We start from the raw sequence: 22,836 nt of genomic DNA, 5'->3' as shown, positions 1-22,836 counted from the left end.
TCGTGTTCCTCCACTCAAGATCGTTACTGGAACGGTCCGGCCGGTCCGGAGTCGACGAGCACCTCCTCCCGCAACCGGCGGCGCACCCGGGCGGCGAGGTCGCCCTCCACCAGCCGCCGGGCACCACGCGTTCGAGGAAGGTCGAGAACCACCGTCGTGGCGCCGACGGCGCGCGCGGTCCGGGAGATGGCGCGGGCTTCGGCGCGGGTGACGACGATCTCGCCGTGGGCCTGGACTCTTCTGGCCCGCAGCGCCGCGAGCGCGGCGCCGACAGAGGCCAGGCCGCGCTCGCGCTCGGCGGCGGTCGGCAGCAGACCGGGATGCGGGACGCCGAGGGCGCTGCCGTGAACACGCAGCACGGTCATCACCGTGACCGGGCCGGCGCCGGCCGCCTCGGTGGTACGAGCCAGCGCGCCGGGCGAGGGCCCGGCAGATTCCTGCGGGACGACCAGCAGCACTGTGCTCGGCACCGGTTCCTGACCGGTGCGGCGTGGCGCACGACGGCGGAACACAGAAAGGACGGGACTCCCCTGCATGGTCAGACCCCATTCCGTTCTGGGGGTTCGGCGCCCGCGCGTTTGCCGTCCGAATACCTGCGCCACCAGTAGAGCGGCAGGTAGGCCAGCAAGACCGCCAGGCCCAGGAAGAACAGCCGCTCGTTGTCCTCGCCCACGACCAGCCTCGGGCTCTGCCAGCCGCCGTAGGCCCAGATGAAGGCGAAGGCGAGGGCCAGGGCCAGCGCGACCCACTTCGCCCCGCTCGGCAGGCGCACCGGGCGCGCAAGCTCGGGGCGGTAGTGCCGGTGCAGGAAGTAGCCGAACAGCGCCACCGCGATCGAGGACAGATACCCCATGTTGGAGAACACGTAGATACGCACCGGCGAGCCGAAGAAGAGCACGACGATCGAGGCGGCCGCGTTGAACGCCATCGCCCGGGCCGGCGTGCCGTGGCGGTTCACCTTCATGAACCACCGCGGAAGCATGCCGTCGTGCGCGACTTGGTAGAGCGAGCGGGCCGAACCGGCGATCGCGTTGAGCACGGACAGCGTGAGCGCGATGATCAGCGGGATGCCGAGCACGTACTGCACGGCCTCGGCGTGGCTGCCGAAGATCTCGGACACGACCTGCGTGTAGACGGTCAACGGGTCCACGTTCGCCGTCACCCCGACCACGCCGACGATCACCACCGCGGTGAACACGAAGGTGAACAGGCCGTAGCCGCCCTCGACCGACATCGCGATCTTCGCATCCCGCGTCGGTTCGCGGCACTCGCCGATGTAGCACGCCGCGGCCTCCATCGCCAGGACGGACCAGGTCATCACGAAGGCCCAGGCGACGAACAGCCCGAAGCTCGCGTGCACGCCGGCCGGCAGGTGGAACCCGGCGACCGCGGCGAGGTGGAACTTCGAGGGCCGGGCCAGCGGGAGCAGGATGAACAGGGTCAGCGGCACCATCGAGGCCACGCCCAGCACGGCGGCGAAACCGGCGCCGAACTTGATGCCCAGATAGCAGGGCACGAACATCAGCAGGATCCCCAGGACGGCCACGATCAGCGTGGTCAGCCCGACCGGGGAGCCGATGGAGCCGAAGACCTGCAACCGGTGCCCGACGGGCAGATGGAAGATGTCGACCAGGTAGGCCGCGGCCAGGATCATGTTGATCGGGGCGACCGGGAACCAGCCGAGCCAGTAGGCCCAGGCGGACAGGCCGCCGGCGTGCGCGGCCGTGCGCCGGCCGAGCGGTTTGTACGTCTCGTAGGCGTAGGACGGCAGACCGCCGGTACGGTGCGGCATCATCGCGGCGAGTTCGGCGAGCATCAGGCACAGCACGACGCCGGTCGCGGTGAGCACGGCGATCAGCGGGATCGCCGCGGCCCCGAGGGCTTGGACCGCGGCCGGGTCGATCCCGGTGACCAGGATCGTGCCGGCCAGACCGATGGCGAAGGCGCCCTTCCAGTCGGTGCTGCGGACCAGGCCCTGGCCGTCGGCGTCGACCCGCGGCGCGGTCGGGGTGGTGATCTCGGACATGGTCGGACTCACCTCCTTGAGACTTTGGTGGAGCCACCGACGAGGCGCCCGCACCGAGCTGCCGGACGCCGGTGCCGGTGCCGGTGCCGGGTCACTGCTCGAACCGGGCAACCAGCTGCGGGAAGATGCTGCTTCCGACGTCGCCGTCGACCTGCAGATCGAGCTCGGCACCGATCTGCGCGTAGCGGATGGAACCGTGCCCGAGCGGCGCGTGGTAGGGCTGAAGGAGATCGAACGTGGCGGAACCAGAGCCGATCGGGTGCACCGAGTTCTGAGCGACGCTCTTTCGGTACGTCAGATACAGCTCTCCCCACTGCGCGTCCGCATCCCACAGCGTCTGCCTGATGTCCTCCGGCGACAGGAAACGTCGGCGTATGTCATCGGCCCACAGGGGATCGCCCGCGACGGCCTCGGGATCCGACGGCAGCATCGGCAGCATGCTGACGAAGTAGCCGAAGTCCGGTTCGGTATCGGCACCACGGGAACGGGTGGACGCCGCGATCCAGACGAGGATTCCGCTGATCCGCTGCGCCGCCAGGGCGCGGTACACGTCATGGACCAGCTCGCCGATCCTTGGAGCGCGAGGTACGCCGGACACCTGCGCCAGCGGGAGCAGCGCACGGGCTCTCACGCCGCCGGTCTCCGCATCCGACTCCGGGAACGCTTCCTTCAGCGGGTCGGCCCGGCCTGGTTTCCACGCCTCGATGCGATCGGTCCAGTAGTCCTGGTCCTTGGACCGGGCCAGTCGTTCAGCGGCCAGGGTCTGCTCGACCGCGGCCAGATACCGATCGACATCGAGATCGCGACCGTCGCCGACGAGCCAGGAACCCACGTTTCTCATGATCCTGAGATGGCTCGCGCCGTCGCCGAGCAGGTGGTGCAGGACCACCGCGATCTCCAGGACCGCTCCGTCGCGCACCCGCAGGACGAAGCGGATGAGCGGCCGGGCATCGAGGTCCCACGGGCACTTCATGACCTCATCGACGGTCGGATGCGAGGTGGAGAGCGGTACGTCCGGGTCGGCGATGTACCAGTCGGCAACGGTCTTGGCAGTCCGCTCGGCGAACGACTGGAGCAGTTCCGACCGCTCGCTTCGGCGCACGTGATACCGCGCGTACAGGGAATCGTTGGCGAACACCGCGATGGCCTGCGTGACGTGCCGGAGCGATACCGGCTCGGACAGCCTCAGGATCGTCAGCGTCGACAGATCTGCTCGATGGGGAGTTCTCACGGTCGAGATGGCAAGCATGCGCTGCGCATCAGTCATCGGTGATTCCATCGGGGATCAGACACCGGCTCCGGCGCGGCCCGCTCCCTGTCCGAGCACAGCCTGCCAGTCCTTCCAGGCACCCGCCGCCGCGGCGCTGAGACTCGCTCGGCTGACCGCGTCGGCGCGGCCGGCCGGGTCCGGGACGAAGCAACGGAAGGTGAGGATGTCGCCGTCCAGCTCCGCCCAGGACATGAGAGGCGCTTTCAAGGACGTGGGACTGATCTGCTCCGACGCCAGTTCCAACCCGCCGAGCTTGAGGGTGGGCATGTCGATGAACCAGGCGAACTCGACGTCGCCGAGCGTGGTGTCCATCTCGCGGGCCAGTTCGCCAGCGCTTGACTCGTAGCGGCTGAAGGCTTCCGCGAGACTTCCCTTCGCTGCCTGCACGCGCTCGCGCACCGAACCGGCCTGCTTCAGCTCGAGCGTCGGAATCCACGACCAGTTGCCGACGTCCGGCACGTCCTCGCTGACGTCGATGGTCGCCAGCGGCACCGCCATGCGCAGGCTGCCCCGGTTCGTCGCCCGGCACACCACGTCAGCCCAGAAGGCGAGCGTCACAGTGAACCGGGAGCCGCCGCAGATCCGCGCGATCTGGTCGAGGTCCGATACCGCGATGCCCAGCTCGTCATCGCCCACGCGGAAGTGCTCCGCGAAGGGCAGCGGACCGCGAGAACCGTTGTACCGGCCGTGATCGGCCTCGGTAGCCCAGAGGAGTTCCTTCGCCGGCGTCTGCGAGTGCAGCGCTTCGCTGTAGGCGGCCTCTACCCGCGACAAGAACAGCTCGAAGCCGTCGCCGTCGATGAGCAGGTGGTTGATCCCCACGGCCAGCCACGCGGCCCGGCCGTTCCGCATCAGCACCGCGTTGATCGACGGGCCGGAGAAGGCGTCGAGCGTCTGACCGGCGACGTGGCGGGCCAGAGCACTGAGCTCCGCATCCGACAGCTCGTCCAGCGCGAGCAGCTCCAACACCGGCTTCGGCCCGACCACCCGGCGGAGATCCCGCGGGTCCCCCTCGAACCGCACCGAGAACTCCTCGGATCCGGCGATGGCCGTGGAGATCGCGGCTGCGAGGCCGTCGAGTTCCACGTCCGGGGGGACCGCTACGTACCACCCCATCATTCCCGCGTTGAGGTTGTGGTTCTCCGACGCCTGACGGAGCATCAGCACTTCTTCCGGGGTGGCCACACGGTTCTGAGCCATGTCAGTCCTCCCCGACCAGCTGGCGTGCGAGCCCGGCCGGGGTCGGGTCCAACAGGAACTCCCCCAGCCTCGGCCTGCTCCCACCGCTCCCGCGCAGTCCTCGGAGCATCTGTGCCGCCTGCAGAGAGTTTCCGCCGGCGGCGAAGAAGTCCGTGCTCTCGTCTATCTCGGTCTTCAGCAAGGTATGGAAGGCGTCCGCTGCCATCCGATAACCCTCACTCATTCGGCCCACTCCCGTCTGGTTGATGAATCGGTGTCGGCTCCGACGATGACTTTGGCGCCCGGGGTCCTTTTCAGACCGGTCGCGGGCAGCCATCGGAGCGCGATGTGGTGCGCTGGTTTGAGCGAGAACGTGGTGGGCTGCTCGGTCGGCGGATGCCCGCGGTCATACGTGACGTCCAGGCACCGCCGACGGTCGGCGTCGGTCAGCCCGACGACGACCAGGTAGTCGTTGCCGAGGTCCTTGCGCAGCCGCGCTTCGACCTCCGCCGCGTCGAACAGCCAACCGCGATCCTTGAAAACGCGGTCCAGCCTTCCGAAGAACGCGTATGAGCCGTCAGGCTCCTTACGTACGGCGTCCCCGGTCCTGAACCACCGCGTCCCCGAAGCGTCGACCTCGAACTTGTCCGCGGTCGCCGGCTCGTCCCAGAGGTACCCGTCGACGACGACCGGCCCGCCGATCAGAAGTTCGCCGACGCCCGGTCCGAACAGCTCCGAGGATCGCGGTGTGGCAACGACGCGGCACGCCACGCCGGGGCGCGGATGCCCGATCGAGTACTGCGCCGACCGCGAAGTACGCGAGATCCGGTCGAAGTGGGTGGCCACGGTGGTCTCGGTCGGGCCGTACGCGTTGACGAGAAGCTGTCCGGCATGAGTCCTGCGGAGCAGCGCGTCGAGGTCGCTGTCCATGAGCTTCTCGCCCCCGACCACGAGAACCCTGAGACACTCGGGCACGCGCCGGTCGGCGTACTCCAGCTCGTCGTTCCACAGACGCCAGGCGCCGAGCGGCAGAATCAAGACACTGACGTTCTGCTCACCGATCAGATCGGTGAACTGTTCGTCCGCGGGCGACAGGTCTTCGGGGACCACCGTGTAGGAGAGTCCGTAATGGGCCGCTATCGCGGACTCTTCCAGAAAGTAGTCGGCCTCAACGTGGTTGTTGATCGCGATCACGTCCGAATCGCGGATCCCGTAGATGTCCCCGACGCTCGCGGCATAGTCCGCCAACTGATCCGTCGAGACGCACATCGATCGCGGCCTGCCGGTGGATCCGGAGGTGTGCAATACGAACCCGGCCCGCGGCAGGTCCGCATCGCGGGCCGATTCCAACAGGGCCGTGGCTTCGGCGTCGAGTGCCGAGTTGGTCTTCGAGACCAGCGCGAGGACGTGTCGACGGTGTCGGATGTTGTCGATCACCGTCTCGACGGCCTCAGCGCTCCTGGAGCAGCTGACCACCCGGATGGCACCGGTCACGACACGCCCGCCTCGTGCAGGACCGACGTGGCACGGGCACCGTTGGCGACGCAGACGACGCCGGTCTCGGCGTCGAGCGCCACACCACGCACCTGGACTCCGGCGAAGCCGTTGACGGCCGAGAACATCCCCCACACCACGACCCACGGCCGCAACTCGCCGTCTTCGTCCGGGAAGAGTTCGGTGACCGGTTGGATCCTGCGTTGGAGCACGAACGGTCCGCCCACAGCCGCCGTCACCCGGTCGCGCCAGATATCAGGGGTGACAGCCTCCTCCCACCCCAGGACGACGCCCTTGCCGCCGTAGGATCCAGCCGGCTTGAGCGCGAGCTCCCGCTGATGCGTGAGCGCGTAACCGATCAGGTCCACCCGCGAGCCGTCCTCCAGGCTCACGGTCCCCGGCCTGAGCATCCGGGTCCAGGGCAGGATCCGATCCAGACTGGCCCGCTCCTGCTCGGTGAACAGATGGCGGTTGGCCTCGTCGGAGAGCATCGCCAGCGCGGCTTTACTGGCGAACACCTCCACGTCCAACGCGGAGAACAGTTTGACCTGGTCCGCCGCGGCCGCGTCCAGGACCTGCTCGATCAGGCCGGCCGCGTCGGGCGACTCCAGCAGGTCCTCGGCGATGAAGAACCGCAGGACGATGTCGACCGCACGGCCGTCGAGCCAGACCCGGTCGTCGTGGTAGTCGAACTGGCCGACGTGACAGGCCTCGGCGTCGATGCCCAGTCCCCGCAGGTGCTCGGCGAACTCCCGGTTGAACGGCCCGTATCGACCCGTGAAGCTGGTCAGCGTGTCGGCCACCGCGACGACCGGCGCCGGGCCGGCACCGCCGGGATCGAATCCGGTCTCCACGAACATGCTGTGCAGCAGCTCGCTCATCGTGTCCGTGTAGCCCAAGCCGTGCTGGTCGGCGAACTCGGCCAGCACCGGGTGCTCCAGCAGCATCCGGCAGACCTCGACGTTGTCGAAGCCGCCGAGCGAGCTGCTCATGTTGGCTTCCAGGACCTTGAATCCGGTATCGCTCAGATACAGGTCGACCCGGCAGATCCGGGAGAGGGCACCGCGCGGGCCGCGCAGGACCGCGGCGATCTGACGCTCGGTCATGCCCGCGGCCCGGGCGAAGGCCGCCAGGTCCCCGCCGAACACCTTGTCCGGCAGGCTGACCAGGGCGGCGCGGAAGTTCTCCAGGTCGGCCACCACCCGGTCGAGCTCCTGACGGCCCAGGAAGAGCGGCCGGGGCAGCAAACCGTCGGGATAGTAGCTGGCCGGCAACGAGGGCTGCCGGCCGATCAGTTCCGATGCTGTGGCACTGGCTCGGCGCAGCCGATCGAGGTACTGCTCGGTCAGGCTGGATCGATCCATCAAGAATTCCCTCCGTGAGAACGCGGCCGCGACACGGCTGTCCGGGCCAGGCTGCGCAGCCGCCGGATCACACCAGGGCATGCCGGCGCCTGTGCCCGATATCTGGACCTTCGCCGGTGCGCCGGACGCCTGGTCAGTACTACGCGGTCCGACGGATGAGCCCGGGACGTCTGGGTTCCCGTCGCCCTGCCTCGCCGGTTCTGCGCGCCTTGTCCTCGCCGTGATGTCGCAGTGCGATGCCGGTAGCGGTCCTTACTCGCCTCGCCGCACGCACTCCTCCCCGGAGCGGGGCGGTCCTAACCCTTCATTTCGCAGGGTTCTGATCTATTGCTGACAGGGCTCTGATTCGTTACAGTGGCGCGGGATCGCCGGGCGGCGGACCGGCACCGACGCCGGGCGGCACCCGGTATCGAACCGCCTCGGGCCATTGCATCAGGGTTCTGAAATAGTAGAGTGTTCGATCATGACCGCTGAACCTCTGACCGCACCGGCTCATGATCTCCTCAGCGACTACGACAGCGTGCTCCGGCGGGCGTACGAACACGCGGTGGAGTACCTGCGGCAGCAGTACGCCGAAGACCGCCTGCCGGTCGGCCCCGTCGGAACCGACGCGCAGCTGCGGGCGCTGCTCGGCGGCCGGCTGGCCGCCGGCGGAACACCGGCCCGCGACGTGGTGGACGAACTCGTCCGGGCCACGGCACCGGGCCTGGTGCGCTCCGGACGCGGACGGTACTTCGGCTACGTCACCGGCGGGACGCTGCCGGCGGCGATGGCGGCCGACTGGCTGACGAGCACCTGGGACCAGAACACCATCGTCCACGACGGCTCCCCCGCCACCGCCGTCACCGAGGAGGTCTGCGAAGCCTGGCTCGTGGACCTGCTCGGCCTGGACGAGCACACCTCGGTGGCGTTCACTCCGTCCACCACCTACGCCGAACTGCTCGCGCTGACCGTCGCGCGGCACAGTCTGCTCGCCCGGCACGGCTGGGACGTCACGGCGCGGGGGCTGTCCGGAGCACCCGAGATCAATATCCTGATCAACGAGTCCGTACACCCGGCCGTCACGCGCTCGCTACAGGTCCTGGGCCTGAGCGGACAGATCACCGCGCTGCCCTCGGACGACTCCGGCCGAATGGACGTGGCCGACGTCCGCGCGGCGGTCGCGGCCCGGCCCGGCGTTCCGGTGCTGCTGTGCGGACACATCGGCGAGATCAACACCGGCGGCGTCGACCGCCTGCGGCCGCTGTGCGACCAGATCCACGCGGCCGGCGGCTGGGTGCACCTGGACGCGGCGTTCGGGCTGTGGGCCGCGGCCTCGCCGAGGCTGCGGGCCGGCCTGCTCGACGGCGTGGAACTGGCCGACTCCATAGCCACCGACACGCACAAGTGGCTGAACACGCCCTACGACTGCGGCGTGGCGTTCATCCGCGATCCCGACGCCCACCGGCAGGCCTTTCCGCTGGAGGCCTCGTATCTCCAGCTGAACCCCGACGAGCGGCACCCGTCCGCGCTCAACATCGACATCTCGCGCCGCTCACGGGTGTTCCCGCTGTGGGCGGCGCTGCGTCAGCTCGGCCGGCAGGGCGTGGCCGACCTCGTGGAGAACACGTGTGCCCGGAGCCGCCAGCTGGCTGAGGCGATGGCGTCGGAGCCGGGTGTGACCGTCCTGAACCAGGTGCACCTCAACCAGGTCCTGCTCCGCTTCGAGCACCCGGGCGGCGACCACGACGCGCACACCGAGCGCGTCGCGAAGCGCTTCCAGCAGGACGGCTCCGGCTGGGCGGCCACGACCTCCTGGAAGGGAACGGTCGCGCTCCGCTTCTCGATGGCCAACTGGACGACCACTGCCGACGACATCGCCGAGACCGTCCGATCGCTGCGGTCCTGCCATCGGCAACTGCGCGCCGGCGACCCCGCGGCGCCGTGACCCCGTCACACCGCGACACCGCACCACACCGCGACACCGCACCACCCCACGACACCGCGCCGGTCCTCGACTGCCTCGCCATCGCCGGAATCCGGCCGTTCGCGAGCACGGCCGGCCCCGGCCCGGATATCTTGATGGATGTCGAAGCCATCACATCGCTAGGGCACCCGTGACACAGAAAAGTGTGCTTGTCATCATTCCCGCGTGGAATGAAGAAGAATCCATCGGCGACGTCCTTCAGGAGATCCAGGATGTCCTTCCCGACGTGGACATCCTCGTGGTGGACGACGGATCGACCGACTCCACGGTGAAGACGGCCCGCGAGCACGACGTCGCGGTCCTGGAACTCCCTTTCAACCTCGGCGTGGGCGGAGCCAGGAGACTCGGCTACATCTACGCCCGGGACAAGGGCTACCAGATCGCCGTGCAGTTCGACGCCGACGGCCAGCACCTGCCCGAGAGCATCCCGGGACTGATCGCCGGCCTGGACGGCGCCGACATGGTCATCGGCGCGAGGTTCGCCGGCGAGGGCGACTACCGGGCCCGAGGCCCCCGCCGCTGGGCGATGACGCTGTTCAGCCTCGTCATCTCCGGCCAGGCCAAGGTCCGGCTGACCGACACCACCTCCGGACTGCGTTGCTGCAATCGCGAACTCATCGAATATTACGCGGCGTGGTATCCGGTCGAATACCTGGCCGACACCATCGACACTCTCGTCAGGGCCATCAAGGCCGGATACGTCGTCCGCCAGATCCCCGTCGTCATGCGGCCCCGAGCCGGCGGCGCCCCGAGCGCGTCTCCGGTGAAGTCGATCGCCTACCTCGGCCGGGCCGTCTTCGTGCTGTGCCTGGCCTACTTACGCAAATGAGCCACGCCCGTGAGCAAGTCAGGGTCCAGACGTGACAGAACTCGCGGACTTCGCACGGGTAGCCGCCGGAGACCACGGACTTGCCGCACCGCCGTCCTGATCACACCCCGCGTTCGATTCCTTGATCCCTCGATCCCCCGATCCGGCTACCATGGACCGCGGGCGAGGGGGATGTTGATCATGGGTGACGGGCTGCGCTTCGGAGTCCTCGGGCCGGTGGAGGCCTGGCGAGGGGACGACGAGCCGGTGGCGCTCGGCTCTCCGCAGCAGGTCGCGGTCTTCGTTCGGTTGTTGCTGGCTGGTTCGTGGACCGTGAGCGCCGATGAGATCATCCACGCTGTGTGGGGTGAGGAGCCGGCCGACGGCGCCTTGGGCATCGTCCGTACGTACGTCGCCCGGCTGCGCAAGCGGCTGGAACCCGAGCGGGCCCGGGGGGCGACCGGGGGGCTGCTGGCCTCCGTCGGTTCCGGATATGCCCTGAGGGCCGATGCCGATGCGCTCGACCTGACCGTCTTCAACGACCTGACCACGCGGGCAGCCGAGGTGCAGGGCGCCGGTGGCGCCGGCGAGGCAGCCGAACTGTATCGGCGCGGACTCGCGCTTTGGCGGGGGGTCCCGCTCGCCGGTGTCCCGGGGCCGTACGCGGAGACGCAGCGAACCTGGCTGGTCGAGGCCAGCCTGAACGCCAGGCAGGCCCTGCTGGAGTGCGAGCTGGAGCTCGGCCGTCACCGCGACGTCGTGGCGGAGGCGTCGGCGATGATCGCCGAGCATCCGCTGCGGGAGCAGCTGTATGAAGCGTTGATGCTCGCTCTTTACCGGTCCGGGCGGCAGGCTGAGGCGCTGGTCGCCTACGCGGACGCCCGACGGCTTCTGGACGAGGAACTCGGCGTCGAGCCCGGGCTCGGACTCCGGGAGATGCACCGGAAGATCCTCTGCGCCGACCCGGCGCTGGCGGCCCCCGTGTGGCCCGGAGCGGTGGACATCGGAGCGGCCCGGGCCGCCGGGCCGCCGCCGACCGCCGCGCAGGAACAAGCACTCGCCGAGCACAGCCAGGCGCCCCGAATGCCCGTTCCGGCACAGCTCCCGGCCGATCTGCCCGACTTCTCCGGCCGCCGCGTCGCCATCGAGAAGATCCGTGACGCGCTCACGGACGCCTCGGTGTCCGATTCCGCGGTGATCGTGACCGTGTCCGGCATGGGCGGCGTCGGGAAGTCGACGCTGGCCACGCACGCGGCGCACGCCGTCGCCGACCGGTTCCCGGACGGCTGTCTGTACGTCGACCTGCGCGGCGCGGACGACCGGCCCGCCGACCCGGCCGACGTCCTCGGGCGGTTCCTCACAGCGCTCGGTATCGCCCCGAACACCGTGCCCACGACGCTCGAAGAGCGCGCCGCGCTGTTCCGCACGATCCTCACCTCTCGCAGAGTCCTGATCCTGCTCGACAACGCCTCCGACGCCGCGCAGGTCCGGCCGCTGCTGCCCGGCGCGCCGGGCAACGCCGCTCTGGTCACCAGCCGGCCGCACCTGGTCGGCCTGCCGACCGCCGCGAGCGTCAGCCTGGAGGTCATGGACGGCGCGGAGGCCGCCGAGCTGCTGGGCCGGATCGTCGGCCCGGACCGGACCGGCATCGCCGGCCCGGCGGCGGCCGAGCTGGTCGCCGCGTGCGGGTACCTGCCGTTGGCCGTCCGCATCGTCGGCGCGCGGCTGGCCGCGCGGCCGAGCTGGACCGTCCAGGACATCGCCCGGCGGCTGGCCGACGAACAGCGGCGGCTCCGGGAGCTGCGGACCGGCGACCTGTCCATCGAAGGGTGCTTCGCCCTGAGCTACCACCAGCTGGATCCCGACGCCGCCCAAGCGTTCCGGCTGCTGGCCACCGTGTCCTTCCCCGACATGGGGTTGGCGGGCGCGGCGTCGATCATCGGCCTGGACCCGCTGGACGCCGGCGAGGCCGAGGATCTGCTGGAATCGCTGGTGGACCTGGGGCTGCTGGAGTCCCCGCTCCCCGGTCGCTACCGCTACCACGACCTGGTGCACGTCTACGCCCGCGATCTGGCCCTGGCGATCGACGGCGCGCAGGAGGCCGACGCCTGTCTGGCCAGGCTGCTGGACATGATCCAGGCCACGGCGCTCAACGGGTTCCGGCTCGCACAGCCGGGCAGCATGCTCCCGGACAGCCTGGAACCGGCGCGGTCGCCGGGCCAGACGTTCGCCGACGCCGCCGAGACCCGTGCCGTCCTGGCCGTGCGGCTCCCGGCGACCCTGGCCGTGCTCCGCCAGGCCATCGCCGGCACCGCCGAGCATCTGAGCGCCGCGGCCCGGGCCCTGGTGCTGCTGTCCGTGGACCCGCAGTGGCAGCGCGACATGGTGACATCCGTGGCCGAAACGCTCGCCGACGCTGCCGCCCGCACCGGCGACCGGCAGTCGGAGGCGCGCGCCCGCTACATCCTCGACTACCACCGCCTGGGTTCGGCGGAGTTCCTCGAGTCGGTCGTCGGCGGCGGCCCGGACAACCGGACCGTCGAGCTGTGCCGGGCGGTCGGGGACCGGATCCTGCTGACTTACGTGCTGGACACGTTGGGCTGCATGTGGGCCGCGGTACGACGGCGCGAGGAAGCGCTGGCCTGCCTGGACGAGGCGCGCGAACTGGCCTTGGCCACCGGGAACCGGCAGGCGCAGGCCGCGGTGGACTCGTCGATGGCGTACACCTTGGTGTCGTGCGGCGGGGACCTCGAGGCGGCCGTCGAGCACGGACGGCGGTGTGTCGAGCTGTCCGGTGAACTGGCCGACACCGAGAACGTGATGGTCGGCTTGTACCTGACCGGTTGGGCGTTGCAGGGGCTGGGGCAATACGACGAGGCCGAGGCGCTCTACGACGAGTGCATCCGGTTGTGCCAGGCGGGGAACACCCCGAACCGGGAGGCCGGCGCCCGGTTCCGGATCGCGACGCTGCGGGCCGCCGCCGGCCGGCACCAGGAGGCCGTGGCGATCGCCGAGTACGTCCTGGCCGGCGGCGAGGCGTTTCACGACGGCTGGCTCCGGGCACACGCGCTGGGCGTGCTGGCCGGGTCGCTGCCCCGGTTGGGGCGGGGCGAGCGGGCCGAGGCCGCGCGCCGGGAGGCCTTCGAGATCTTCACCGACCTCGGCCTGGTCGCCGAAGCCGACGCGCTGCGGGCATCGACGGGCCAGTAGGCCGCTCGCGTGCGCGTCAGGCGCTGTCCTGCTCACCCGGCCACTGGCCATCACCGCACTGGCGGCCATCACCGCACTCGGACCCGATCACCGACCTCGTGCCACCGCTGGAGCGCGTGGGCCGGAGAGTCGGCCTCGAAGCGGACCGCGGCCACCCGGCTGCGGAAGTCGCCGGGATCCGGCACCGGCGCGCCGCTGGGCAGGAAGACCTCCGCTTCGGCGGTCCACGGCTCGCCTTCGAGGTCGTCGAAGCCTTCCAGGCCGGTGAAGGCGGCACCGTCGGCCGTCAGGAAACGGATACCGGCGGCTCGGGCCCGCGGGACCCGGAAAGCGCCGAGTTCGGCCGGGTCCCCTCCGGTGGCCGCCGCCAGGGCGACGGTCGGCAGGTCCACCCCCTCGGTGGCGCCGATCAGGTCGATGATGCGGTCACCGGGCAGGCGGGCCGCGATCTCCATGAGGACCGGCTCCTCGCCCGCGAGCCGGAGCTCGCAGTGGAAGGGGCCGCCGGTGATGCCGACCGCGGCGACGACAGCGCGGGCGTACTCGCCGATCCGCTCGCCGACCCCGGCCGGCAGGTCGGCCGGGGTGAGGTGGCCGAGCTCGACGAAGTACGGCTCCGGGCCCAGCAGTTTGCGGGTCACCGCGACCACGACGGTCTCACCGTCCAGGACGTAGCCGTCCGCACTGAACTCGGGGCCCTGAATATAGCGTTCGATGATGACCCGCCGGCCGAGCGGGACTCCGAGGTCCAGGCGGGTCTCGGCATGGATCGCGGCCACCGCCGCGCGGGCCTGGTCCAGGTCGGCCACCTTGCGCACGCCCATGCTGCCGCAGCTGTCGACGGGTTTGACGACCGCCGGGAAGCCGATTCGGGCGCAGCCCAGGTCGAGCTCGCGCACATCCTGGAGCTCGAGGTAGCCGGGACCGGCCAGGCCGGCCGCCGCGACGGCGGCGCGCATCAGAGCCTTGTCACGGGCGCGGTCCACGGTCACCGGGTCGGTGCCGGGCAGGCCGAGCGCGGCGGCGATGCGGGCGACCGCCGGCACGTAGTATTCGCAGCCCGCCAGGATGCCGGCCAGGGGCGCGCGCCGGTGCTCGTCGCACAGGGCCTCGGCCAGCGCGGCTTCGTCGTTGGGGTCGACGTCGACCGGCCGGCCGGCGCCGACGACCACGGCCTGCCAGCCGAGGTCGGCGGCGCGCTCGACCAGGACGGTGCCGGAGGAGACGGGTTCGATGATGGCGACGCGTATGGTCACGGGGACTCCAGCTTCGGGACGGCGGTTCGGGTGAGGCCGCGCAGGGCGGCGGTGTTCGCCGCGGCGGCCAGCAGCGCGGCGATCACGATCAGGGCACTGAGGTGGCCGGGAACGGCCGCGACCAGCAGGCCCGCGGCGGCGTTGGGCATCAGGGCGGCCAGGACCACGGCCGCGGTCACGGTTCCGTAGGCCTGCGACGGCGTCGAGGCGTTCCGCACGGTGCGCAGCAGGAGCTGGACCGCGCCGAGCGTGCCGAGGACCAGGACGGTGCACAGCAGACGCGCCAGGAGGGTGTTCGACACACCGGCGGCCAGGCCTGACAGGCACAGCACTGTGAAGGCGATCGCACCGGTCCGGGCCGGGCCGTACCGCTCCAGGGCCGCCCGCGCCGGGGCCACCCCGGCCACCGAAAGGCAGAATCCGGCCGCCCACACGCCCCCGATCGCGGCCTCGGAGCAGCCGAACCGGTGGATCAGGATCGGCGGGGTGGCGACGATCATCAGGGCGTAGAGCAGATTCGAGGCGCTGTACAGGACGGTGACGCGGCGCAGTACCGGCGAGTCGCGGACTGTGCGGGCGCCGTCGGCCATGTCGCGGAGCGGATGGTGCGTTTCCTGCTTCCTCTGCCGTCCGCGCTCGGCGCCGAGGCGGATGGGCCAGGCGAGCAGTACGGCGGCCGCCGACAGCGCCGCGATCGCGCCGATGGGGGCGGCGGTGCCGACCAGGAGCAGGAGCGAGGCGAGCAGGGGACCGGCCATGCGCGTCGATTCGTCGATGACGACCTGGACGGCCTGCACGCGGCTCGGACGTTCTGGTACGGCGGCGGCGAGTCCGGCGCCGAGTTGTTCGGCGGCGATGTACGTGCTCTCACACAGCACGCCCGAGGCGATGCCGAAGAGCACCGCGACCCACCACGCGGCCGGGCTCACCGTCAGCGCCGCCACCACCGAGGCCCCGAACACGGCTCGGAGGGCTCCGGCCACTCGGTAGACCGCGCCGGCGCCGACCCGGTCGACCAGGACGCCGGCCTGCGGAATGGCCGCCAGGCGCAGGATCCATTCGGCGGCGAAGCTCGCGCCGGACCACGCCGCGCTGCCGGTAGTGCGCAGGACGATGAGCGGGACCGCGGTCTCCACCGTGGTCGAGGCCAGGGTGTCGGTGGTGCGCAGGAGGTGGCAACGCAGTGGGCTCAGGGTGCGGGGTGAGCGGTGGCGGGTTGGCGGGCCCGGATCAGATGTGAACACTTGAGCCCGCTTCGATGTCAGTTGCTTCGACTGCTTCGGCGTCGGCCGCGCTGACTTGAGGCGCACTGACTTGAGGCACGCTCACTTGAGCCGCGCCGGCTTCGGCCGCGCCGGCTTCGGCCGCATCGGCTTGAGGCACGTCAGTTCCCTGAGCCGCGTCGTCGGCCGCGCGCCGGGGCCCGGGCACCGGCGCGAAAGCGGCGCCGATACCGGAATCCGCACCGGCGACGTCCCCGACATCTCCGACCTCCTCGACCTCCTCGAATTCGGCCGCCGCCAGCTCGACCGCGTGAGCCATCGCCGCCCGCACCCGCTCCGGGTCACGGCCGGCGAATCGCAGCCCGGCCAGCAGTTCCTCGTCGGCGCCCAGGACCGTCCCGGGCGCTGCCAGCACCTCCTCGTAGAGCCCTTCGACCCGGCCGAGCAGGCTCTGGACCCGCCGCACCCGGCGGCCGGCCGGGCCCGGTATCAACAGCGCACCGCCGACCCGGTCCGTGAACGGCGCCGGAATCGGCGGCTCCTGCCCCGACTGCACCCGGATCCAAGCCTCGACCAAGTCGATGCCGTGGATGTCCCGTACGGTCCAAGCGATGTGGCCGCCGCCCACCCGGGCGCCGACCTCGAGGAACACCGGCCCGCCGGGGGCGTCGATGACCTCCAGGTGGAACGCGCCGTCCGTCAGCCCGAGCGCGTCCAGGCACCGCAGGGCGAACTCGCGGATCCGGGCACCGTCGGGGCCGTGGTCGCACACGCTCGCGGTCGGTTCGCCGAGCGAGAAGCCCAGGGGCGTGCCGATGTAGCGCGAGGCGCACGCGAACCACGGCCCGCCCCGCCATATGAGTCCGTCGACGTGCCAGATGGTGCCGGCGACGAACTCCTCGGCGTGCAGATCGCCGAAGTCCACGCCGTCCAGGTACCGGCTCGCGTCGGCGCCGTGCGGAATGATCCGGACCCCGCGGGCCGCGGCGCCGGCCCGCGGCTTGACCACGACGGCACCGGCCGCCTCGGCCGCGAAGGCCGCCACTTCGGCTGGGTTCCGTACCACTGCGAGGTACGGCACGCGCAGACCCGCGCGGGCGACCGTCTCCTTCATGAGCGGCTTGTCGCGGAACCGCAGCAGGTCCTCGGCTCCGGGGCCCGGGACGCCGAACTCGTCCCGGACCCGGCCCCCGACGTGCAGGTTGAACTCCGACAGCGCCAGGACCCGGTCGAGGCCGCCGAGCTTGGCCCGACAACGGCGGGCGGCGGCGAGGATCGTCTCCTCGTCCGCGTCCGCGGCCACCGCCTCGACCGCCTTGGCGGTCAGCGGCACCCGCGGCAGGTGGGCCGGGACCGTCACGTAGCCGACCTCGTGCTCGCCGTGGTCGAGGTAGGCGCCGTAGTCCGAGAAGTCGTCGTCCCAGCGATTGATGATCAGGATGTGCATGCCGTCAGGAAACCGCCGGCCGATAGACGGTGGATCAGCTGTGGATTGATTCACGACGGCTGGGGGTGTCCCGCCAACTCACGAGCGTCGATCCGGCGGGCGGTATCGCGACCACGGCCTGTCCGAAGACCCGGTTGATCGAGCTGCCGCCGTTGTCCGAGATGTCGGCGCCGTAGACGTGCAGCGACACCGCGCGGCCGGTTCCGCCGTTCGACACGCGGTGGATGTCCTCATCCGGCGGGACGAGGAGTTGGACCCGGCCCGGTGTGCAGGTGGTGCGGCCGGCCGGGGCCAGGACCTTGCGTCCGGAGCCGGCCGGGCGCCACAGCCGGAACGACTCGTCCACCTCGGCGCCTTCCACGACGCCTGACACGCACCAGGCGATGTGGTCGTGGATCGGCGTCCGCTGTCCGGGCAGCCAGGTGAGCACCACGACCGAGTGCGAGGGCGAGGCGTGGAGCAGCCGCTGCGAGTAGCCGCTCGCCTCGCCGTCGCACAGATCCTCCGGGACGATCAGGCCGCCCTTCAGGTATCTGCGCAGGGTGTCGGCGGTGAGCTGGGGCGTCAGGACTCCGATCGCGGCGTAGCGGTCGAGATCGGACAGGAACTCGTCGAGGTTGGAACCGTGGATCATGTGCGCCATGGTTTCCGGGGCCGATTGACGGCTGGTCGGCAGGGAGTTGATCTGGTTGATCACGCGTCAATCGGCCCGGTGTGCACTGGCGCCATGCACATCTTGTACCCCGGCGACGCCGGGTTCGACGCCGAGATCTCCGGCTACAACCTGGGCGTCGCCCACCATCCGAGGGCCGTGGTCACACCGCGGAACAGCGCCGAGGCCGCCGAGGCCGTACGGTGGGCGGTTTCGCTCGACCGGCCGGTCGCCGTACAGAGCACGGGCCACGGCATCGGGGTGCCCGCCGACGGCGCCGTGCTCCTGAACATGCGGCGGATGAACCGGGTACTGGTCGACGCCGAACGGCGTACGGCCTGGTTCGAGGGCGGGACGCGGTGGCGGGACGTCATCGCCGCCGCCACGGCGTTCGGCCTCGCCCCGCTGTGCGGGACCGCGCCGGACGTCGGCGCGGTCGGCTACCACCTCGGAGGCGGCTTGCCGGTGCTGGCGCGCACGTTCGGGTACGCCGCCGATCACGTCCGCGCCTTCGATCTGGTCACCGCCGACGGCGCCGAGCGGCACGTGACGCCGCAGACCGGACCCGACCTGTTCTGGGCGGTGCGCGGCGGCAAGAGCAACTTCGGTGTGGTCACCGCCATGGAGATCGACCTGTTCCCGCTCGCGAGCGTCTATGCCGGACGCCTGGTCTTCCCCGGTGCCCTGTCGGCGACGGCGTTCCGGGTCTGGCGCGACTGGTCGCGCCGGATGCCGGAGACGATGAACTCCACAGTGTCCTTCGTGCGGTTCCCCGACATCGAGAAGCTGCCGCCGGAAAAGCGGGGGCAGTACCTGTTCACCGTCGTCGTGGTGTGGAGTGGCGATCCGGAAGCGGGTGCGGCCGCGGTTCGGCCGCTGCGCGATCTGGGCCCCGCCGTGGACACCGTCGCCGAAGTCCCCTACGCCCGGATCGGCGAGGTCTACGCGGACCCGACCGAGCCCGCCGCCTACGTCGATGCCGGCGGGTTGATCGGCGAGCTCGACGACAGCGCGGTCGAGCAGGTGCTGGCCGTGGCCGGCCCGGATGCCCTGGAGCCGCCGTTCGCCCTGCAGCTCCGGCGCCTCGGGGGCGCGCTGGAGCGTGCACCCAGGCACCCCGGTGCGATCGGCCACCGCACCGCTTCCGACGCGGTGATCGCCTTCGGCATGGCGCCGGACCGCGAGGCGGTCCCGGCGGTCCGGGCCCGGTTGGACGCCGCACTGGCCGTCCTGAAACCCGCTCTCACCGGCGGGACGCTCCCGAACTTCCTCGGCACCGCCGACACCGCACCCGACGCGGTGCGCGCGGCCTACGAAGCAGAGGACTTCGCCCGGCTCATCAGCGTCAAACGCGCCTTCGACCCCGGGAACGTGTTCCGGATCAACCACAACATCCCGGCGCCGGTGCCCGCCGTGCGCACCGATGCCGATCAGCCGGCGGCGCTCTGATCGGCCAGGGCCTCCTCGAGCATTTCGCGCAGCCGGGACTCCTCGGTCGCCAGCTGCGCGGCTTGGGCGACAGCCAGGGCCCGCTGTGTCTGCTCGACGGCTTCGGCTCGGCGTCCCAGGCGGTGCAGTCGGGTCGCCGACTCGCGCCGCGCCACGACTTCGCGTTCGCGGTGGCCGAGCTCGACGGTCAGCTCGATCGTGTGCCGGTAGGCGTGTTCGGCCTCGGTTTCCTCGCCCAGGGCGTCGTGGACGCGGGCGAGCATGTGCCAGGCGCCCATGAGGTTGAGGCGGTTGCCGGCGCGCTCGTCCAGGTCGAACGCGCTCTGCGCGAGCCGCAACGTCTCGGCGGTCACCTGACCGCCGGGGCTCATGGCGGTGGCGAAGATCAGCCATTTGGTGGCGGTGCTGACCAGGCTGGTGTCGTCCAGCGCGATCCCGGTGTCCCGGCACAGCCGGAGCATGGCCTCGGCCACGTCGCGCTGCCCGAGGTGATGCGCGCTGGTACCGGCGATGTGGGCGAGCCAGGCCACGAGGACGTCCTCGTCGGCCGCCCGGCACTGCTCGATCAGCGGGAGACTCGCCTCCAGCGCCTCGGGGAGGTCGCGGGCGATGAACCGGTTGTGGACGTGGAGCATCCCCGCGATCCGGCCGGTCCGGTCGTCCCCGCGCGCGGCGGCCTCCCGGCTGAGGACACCGACGACGTCCGCTTCCAGCGAAAGCAGGTCCCCGGCTTCCTCACCGTGGTCAAGGACGGCCATCACCAGCACGGCGGCCCGGAAGTGCTCGTCGGTCCCGGCACTGGCTTGGCGCGCCAGCAGGGTCAGGCCTCGTACTTCCTCGGCCATCCAGCGCCGGGCTTCCCCGAAATCGGCGAACCCGGTGCCGGCGGAGCGCGGCGCGGGGAAGGCGTCCAGGAACTTGCTGTCCGGATCACCGAGCCGACGTTGGGCACGGCCGGTCGCGTACCCGTGGTCCAGGATGCCGGTGAGGGCAGCGGACGCACCGTCGGGGTCGTCGGCCGCCACCGAGCGCGCATACGCCCGCACCAGGTCGTGGTACCGATAGCGGCCATGCCTCGGCGTCTCCAGGAGAGCCACGTCGACCAGCGCCTCCAGCAGGTCCTCGGCCGACTGCTCGGCCAGGCCGAGCCCGGCGGCGGCGAACTCCGCGCTCAGCTCGGGCAGGTCCAAGGTGGCTAGCAGCCGGAACGCCCGCGCCGCCTCGGTCCCCAGTTGCCGGTATCCGATCGCGAAGCACGCCGGGACGGACAGGTCACCGGTGCGCAGCACGGCGAGCGCGCGACGTTCGTCGGCGAGCCTGGCCACCATGTCCGCCAGCTTCCAGACCGCCCGCGTGGTCAGGCGGGTGCCGACGATCCGCAGGGCCAGGGGCAGACGGCCGCAGGCGTCGGCGAGCTGAGCGAGGGCTTCGGGCTCGGCGTCGGCGCGAGCGGCGCCCACGATGCGCCGCAGTAGCTGCCCCGCCTCCGCCGCGGGCATCACCTCCAGGTCGACGGTGTGGACGGCGGGCAGCCCGACGAGCCGGGCCCGGCAGGTGATGAGCGCGGCGCAGGTCGAGGAGCCCGGCAGCAGCGGACCGACCTGTGCGGCGTCGGCGGCGTTGTCCAGCAGGACCAGGATCCTGCGATCGGTGGTGAGGGTGCGGAACAGCGCGGAGCGTTCTTCGAGTTCGTCCGGGACGTCCTGCGACGCGACACCGAGAGCGGTCAGGAAGCCGCGCAGCACCGCCTGCGGATCAGCCGGGATGCCGTCGGCACCGCGCAGATCGGCGTAGAGCCGGCCACCGGGGAAACGATCCGAGATCGAGTGCGCGACGTGCAGGGCCAGCGTGGTCTTGCCGACGCCGCCCATTCCGGCCACCGCCGCCACGGGCAAAGCGGCCCCGGATCCGGTCAGCAGCGCCGCCCGAAGCTCGGCGGCCTGGGCGGCGCGGCCGGTGAAGTCGGGAAGCGCGGCGAGCAGTTGCGCTGGTACTTCCGCGTCGCGGGCTGCCGATGCGGAACCGGGTTTCGAACCCGATGCGGATCCGGGTGCCGAACCGGATGCGGAACCGGGTGCCGAACCGGATGCGGAACCGGGTGCCGAACCGGATGCGGATCCGGGTGCCGAACCGGATGCGGAACCGGGTGCGGCAGCCCGACCGCCGCGGTCGGCGCCGCCGGCGGTCTCGGCCCGGATCCGGTCGTGGATCGCCTGGATCTCCGGTCCGGGGGCCAGGCCGAGCTCGTCATCGAGACGCCGCAGGAGGTCTTCGTAGCCGGCCAGTGCCTCCCCACTGTGGCCGCTGCCATGCAACGCGAGCATCAAGGAACCGCGCAGCGCCTCGTGCGAGGGGAACTCGGCCACCAGCGGCTTCAGCTCCAGCACCGCCTCGGCGTGCCGGCCCAGAGCCAACAGCGCGTCGCTGTGTTCGGAGACCAGCGACACCCGCAGCTCGGCGAGCCGGGCCCGCTGCGCGGCGAACACCGAGCCGGGCAGGCCGAGCAGCGGCGTCCCGTGCCACAGCGCGAGCGCCCGGCGACACAGTTCCTCGGCCTCGGCCGCCTCGCCGGCCGCGCCTGCCTGCCTGATGCGTCGCATTGTCCTGTGGACGTCCTGCACGTCGGTCGAGCAGGCCGACGCGTCGAGCAGATACGTGTCGCCGATGGTGCGGATCGGATCGCTGTCCGTCGCCGCGACGATGACCTTACGCAAACGGGATATATAGGTGCGTAAGGTACCCAAGGCGTTCCGCGGCGGCTCCGGTCCCCACAACGCGCCGACCAGATCGGCCACCGGCACCGCGTCGCCCAGGTCGAGCAGCAGCGAGGCGAGCACCATCTGCTGGCCTCGCGCTCCCAGTTCGAGCGGCCTTCCGCGGTGCCACCCCCGGAGCGGCCCCAGAAGGGCGAAACGCAGCGAATCGTCGATGATCAGTTCCCCGCCAGTCATAGCCGATGATCTTAACCAACCGCGGATGATTGGTCGGCCGGCTGCGGCAGGGCGGGGTCAGGACACCCTTAGGGCGTCTCCCACAGCTGTGCCTTGTTCCCGGTAGTGCATGGTTCGACGGTGAGCTGTGCGTCGCGGCCGTTGTCGGTCAGGCAGTCCTTGGCGTATCCGTTGTGGACATAGAAGGCGCCGTTGATGCTCGACGCGGCGTACCACCACACCTGGTTCGTCGCGCACACGCTGCCACAGTGCTGCATGATCACGTTGTGTGAGGACAGGTCCATGGTCATGGCCTGGTAGGTGTTCAGGTAGGTCATGAGTGCCACCTGGCTGTCGTTGTACGGCTGCACCTGCCAGTACTGGCCGTTGTTGGTGGTGTGCTGGTCCCACGCGACGACCGCTTTGCCGTCGCCGGCGTCCTCGCTCTGCACATCCACGGACAGGCCGTCGCCGACGTTGGTCATCATGTGGGCCGGGTGCGACGGCAGCGTCGCCGGCGCACCGCTCGTCGCCGGGGCGCTGGGGCTGGACGAGCTGGTGG

At 70.9% G+C, this 22,836-nt stretch carries 17 protein-coding genes; 4 read left to right on the top strand and 13 right to left on the bottom strand.

Translation table 11 applies throughout. The annotated features are described in order from the left end of the window. Nucleotides 1-23: 23 nt before the first annotated feature. The 7 genes from KGQ19_RS27270 to KGQ19_RS27240 form a co-directional block, all read right to left on the bottom strand. Nucleotides 24-470 (bottom strand): hypothetical protein, encoded by a 447-nt coding sequence (locus KGQ19_RS27270; protein ID WP_212013640.1) that lies wholly within the window; start codon nucleotides 468-470, stop codon nucleotides 24-26. A gap of 68 nt (nucleotides 471-538) precedes the next feature. Then, complete coding sequence (locus KGQ19_RS27265; RefSeq protein WP_212013639.1) at nucleotides 539-2,026, bottom strand: APC family permease; 1,488 nt, start codon at nucleotides 2,024-2,026, stop codon at nucleotides 539-541. A gap of 91 nt (nucleotides 2,027-2,117) precedes the next feature. Next, nucleotides 2,118-3,293, bottom strand: coding sequence for a condensation domain-containing protein (locus KGQ19_RS27260; protein WP_212013637.1), 1,176 nt, complete (start codon nucleotides 3,291-3,293; stop codon nucleotides 2,118-2,120). Nucleotides 3,294-3,311: 18 nt separating this feature from the next. Next, the gene (locus KGQ19_RS27255) at nucleotides 3,312-4,496 is read right to left on the bottom strand and encodes a condensation domain-containing protein (protein WP_212013635.1); all 1,185 of its coding nucleotides are present in this window, start codon (nucleotides 4,494-4,496) and stop codon (nucleotides 3,312-3,314) included. A 1-nt stretch (nucleotide 4,497) separates the two neighbouring features. Beyond that, nucleotides 4,498-4,719: a phosphopantetheine-binding protein gene (locus KGQ19_RS27250; protein WP_212013633.1), complete on the bottom strand. Its 222-nt coding sequence runs from the start codon at nucleotides 4,717-4,719 to the stop codon at nucleotides 4,498-4,500. Then, a complete protein-coding gene (locus KGQ19_RS27245; RefSeq protein WP_212013632.1) occupies nucleotides 4,716-5,969 on the bottom strand; it encodes an AMP-binding protein in 1,254 nt (417 codons plus the stop codon). Before KGQ19_RS27245 ends, KGQ19_RS27250 begins: the two co-directional genes overlap by 4 nt. After that, the gene (locus KGQ19_RS27240) at nucleotides 5,966-7,333 is read right to left on the bottom strand and encodes a hypothetical protein (RefSeq protein WP_212013630.1); all 1,368 of its coding nucleotides are present in this window, start codon (nucleotides 7,331-7,333) and stop codon (nucleotides 5,966-5,968) included. The genes KGQ19_RS27245 and KGQ19_RS27240 overlap by 4 nt, the downstream gene beginning before the upstream one ends. A gap of 463 nt (nucleotides 7,334-7,796) precedes the next feature. Here KGQ19_RS27240 and KGQ19_RS27235 point away from each other — a divergent pair, with 463 nt between their 5' ends. From KGQ19_RS27235 to KGQ19_RS27225, 3 genes are all read left to right on the top strand, one after another. Continuing rightward, complete coding sequence (locus tag KGQ19_RS27235) at nucleotides 7,797-9,260, top strand: pyridoxal phosphate-dependent decarboxylase family protein (protein ID WP_212013627.1); 1,464 nt, start codon at nucleotides 7,797-7,799, stop codon at nucleotides 9,258-9,260. A 184-nt stretch (nucleotides 9,261-9,444) separates the two neighbouring features. Continuing rightward, on the top strand, nucleotides 9,445-10,128 hold the full coding sequence (locus tag KGQ19_RS27230; protein WP_307856521.1) for a glycosyltransferase family 2 protein: 684 nt from the start codon (nucleotides 9,445-9,447) through the stop codon (nucleotides 10,126-10,128). A 180-nt stretch (nucleotides 10,129-10,308) separates the two neighbouring features. Then, entirely contained in the window at nucleotides 10,309-13,317 is a 3,009-nt protein-coding gene (locus KGQ19_RS27225) for an AfsR/SARP family transcriptional regulator (RefSeq protein ID WP_212013618.1), read from the top strand. 68 nt (nucleotides 13,318-13,385) lie between these two features. Here KGQ19_RS27225 and KGQ19_RS27220 read toward each other — a convergent pair whose 3' ends face one another. The 4 genes from KGQ19_RS27220 to KGQ19_RS27205 are packed head-to-tail and all read right to left on the bottom strand — an operon-like array spanning nucleotide 13,386 to nucleotide 17,877. Then, the gene (locus tag KGQ19_RS27220) at nucleotides 13,386-14,573 is read right to left on the bottom strand and encodes an ATP-grasp domain-containing protein (RefSeq protein ID WP_212013611.1); all 1,188 of its coding nucleotides are present in this window, start codon (nucleotides 14,571-14,573) and stop codon (nucleotides 13,386-13,388) included. Then, nucleotides 14,570-15,817, bottom strand: a complete 1,248-nt coding sequence (locus KGQ19_RS27215; RefSeq protein ID WP_212013609.1) for an MFS transporter — start codon at nucleotides 15,815-15,817, stop codon at nucleotides 14,570-14,572. The genes KGQ19_RS27220 and KGQ19_RS27215 overlap by 4 nt, the downstream gene beginning before the upstream one ends. Beyond that, nucleotides 15,804-17,243, bottom strand: coding sequence for an ATP-grasp domain-containing protein (locus tag KGQ19_RS27210; RefSeq protein WP_212013607.1), 1,440 nt, complete (start codon nucleotides 17,241-17,243; stop codon nucleotides 15,804-15,806). Before KGQ19_RS27210 ends, KGQ19_RS27215 begins: the two co-directional genes overlap by 14 nt. A gap of 34 nt (nucleotides 17,244-17,277) precedes the next feature. After that, entirely contained in the window at nucleotides 17,278-17,877 is a 600-nt protein-coding gene (locus tag KGQ19_RS27205) for a cysteine dioxygenase family protein (RefSeq protein WP_212013606.1), read from the bottom strand. A 93-nt stretch (nucleotides 17,878-17,970) separates the two neighbouring features. Between KGQ19_RS27205 and KGQ19_RS27200 the strand changes: the two genes are divergently transcribed. Beyond that, the gene (locus KGQ19_RS27200; protein ID WP_212013604.1) at nucleotides 17,971-19,344 is read left to right on the top strand and encodes an FAD-binding oxidoreductase; all 1,374 of its coding nucleotides are present in this window, start codon (nucleotides 17,971-17,973) and stop codon (nucleotides 19,342-19,344) included. On the opposite strand, the gene KGQ19_RS51230 is transcribed toward KGQ19_RS27200, so the two are convergent. Beyond that, complete coding sequence (locus KGQ19_RS51230; RefSeq protein WP_212013595.1) at nucleotides 19,326-22,295, bottom strand: AfsR/SARP family transcriptional regulator; 2,970 nt, start codon at nucleotides 22,293-22,295, stop codon at nucleotides 19,326-19,328. The two genes, KGQ19_RS27200 and KGQ19_RS51230, sit on opposite strands and share 19 nt — an antisense overlap. Nucleotides 22,296-22,363: 68 nt before the next feature. Beyond that, on the bottom strand, nucleotides 22,364-22,836 hold a 473-nt coding region (locus KGQ19_RS27190), incomplete at its 5' end, for a ricin-type beta-trefoil lectin domain protein (RefSeq protein WP_212013593.1).

The organism is Catenulispora pinistramenti, assembly GCF_018274385.1.
Taxonomy (GTDB): domain Bacteria; phylum Actinomycetota; class Actinomycetes; order Streptomycetales; family Catenulisporaceae; genus Catenulispora; species Catenulispora pinistramenti.
Note: the sequence above shows the minus strand (reverse complement) of the source record. Positions and strands in the feature narration are given on the sequence as shown.

What these genes read in the sequence shown, in the direction of transcription:
- KGQ19_RS27265 (WP_212013639.1), bottom strand. Translation starts at nt 2,026, where the DNA reads ATGTCCGAGATCACCACCCCGACCGCGCCGCGGGTCGACGCCGACGGC.
- KGQ19_RS27260 (WP_212013637.1), bottom strand. Translation starts at nt 3,293, where the DNA reads ATGACTGATGCGCAGCGCATGCTTGCCATCTCGACCGTGAGAACTCCC.
- KGQ19_RS27255 (WP_212013635.1), bottom strand. Translation starts at nt 4,496, where the DNA reads ATGGCTCAGAACCGTGTGGCCACCCCGGAAGAAGTGCTGATGCTCCGT.
- KGQ19_RS27250 (WP_212013633.1), bottom strand. Translation starts at nt 4,719, where the DNA reads ATGAGTGAGGGTTATCGGATGGCAGCGGACGCCTTCCATACCTTGCTG.
- KGQ19_RS27240 (WP_212013630.1), bottom strand. Translation starts at nt 7,333, where the DNA reads ATGGATCGATCCAGCCTGACCGAGCAGTACCTCGATCGGCTGCGCCGA.
- KGQ19_RS27235 (WP_212013627.1), top strand. Translation starts at nt 7,797, where the DNA reads ATGACCGCTGAACCTCTGACCGCACCGGCTCATGATCTCCTCAGCGAC.
- KGQ19_RS27225 (WP_212013618.1), top strand. Translation starts at nt 10,309, where the DNA reads ATGGGTGACGGGCTGCGCTTCGGAGTCCTCGGGCCGGTGGAGGCCTGG.
- KGQ19_RS27210 (WP_212013607.1), bottom strand. Translation starts at nt 17,243, where the DNA reads ATGCACATCCTGATCATCAATCGCTGGGACGACGACTTCTCGGACTAC.
- KGQ19_RS27205 (WP_212013606.1), bottom strand. Translation starts at nt 17,877, where the DNA reads ATGATCCACGGTTCCAACCTCGACGAGTTCCTGTCCGATCTCGACCGC.
- KGQ19_RS27200 (WP_212013604.1), top strand. Translation starts at nt 17,971, where the DNA reads ATGCACATCTTGTACCCCGGCGACGCCGGGTTCGACGCCGAGATCTCC.
- KGQ19_RS51230 (WP_212013595.1), bottom strand. Translation starts at nt 22,295, where the DNA reads ATGACTGGCGGGGAACTGATCATCGACGATTCGCTGCGTTTCGCCCTT.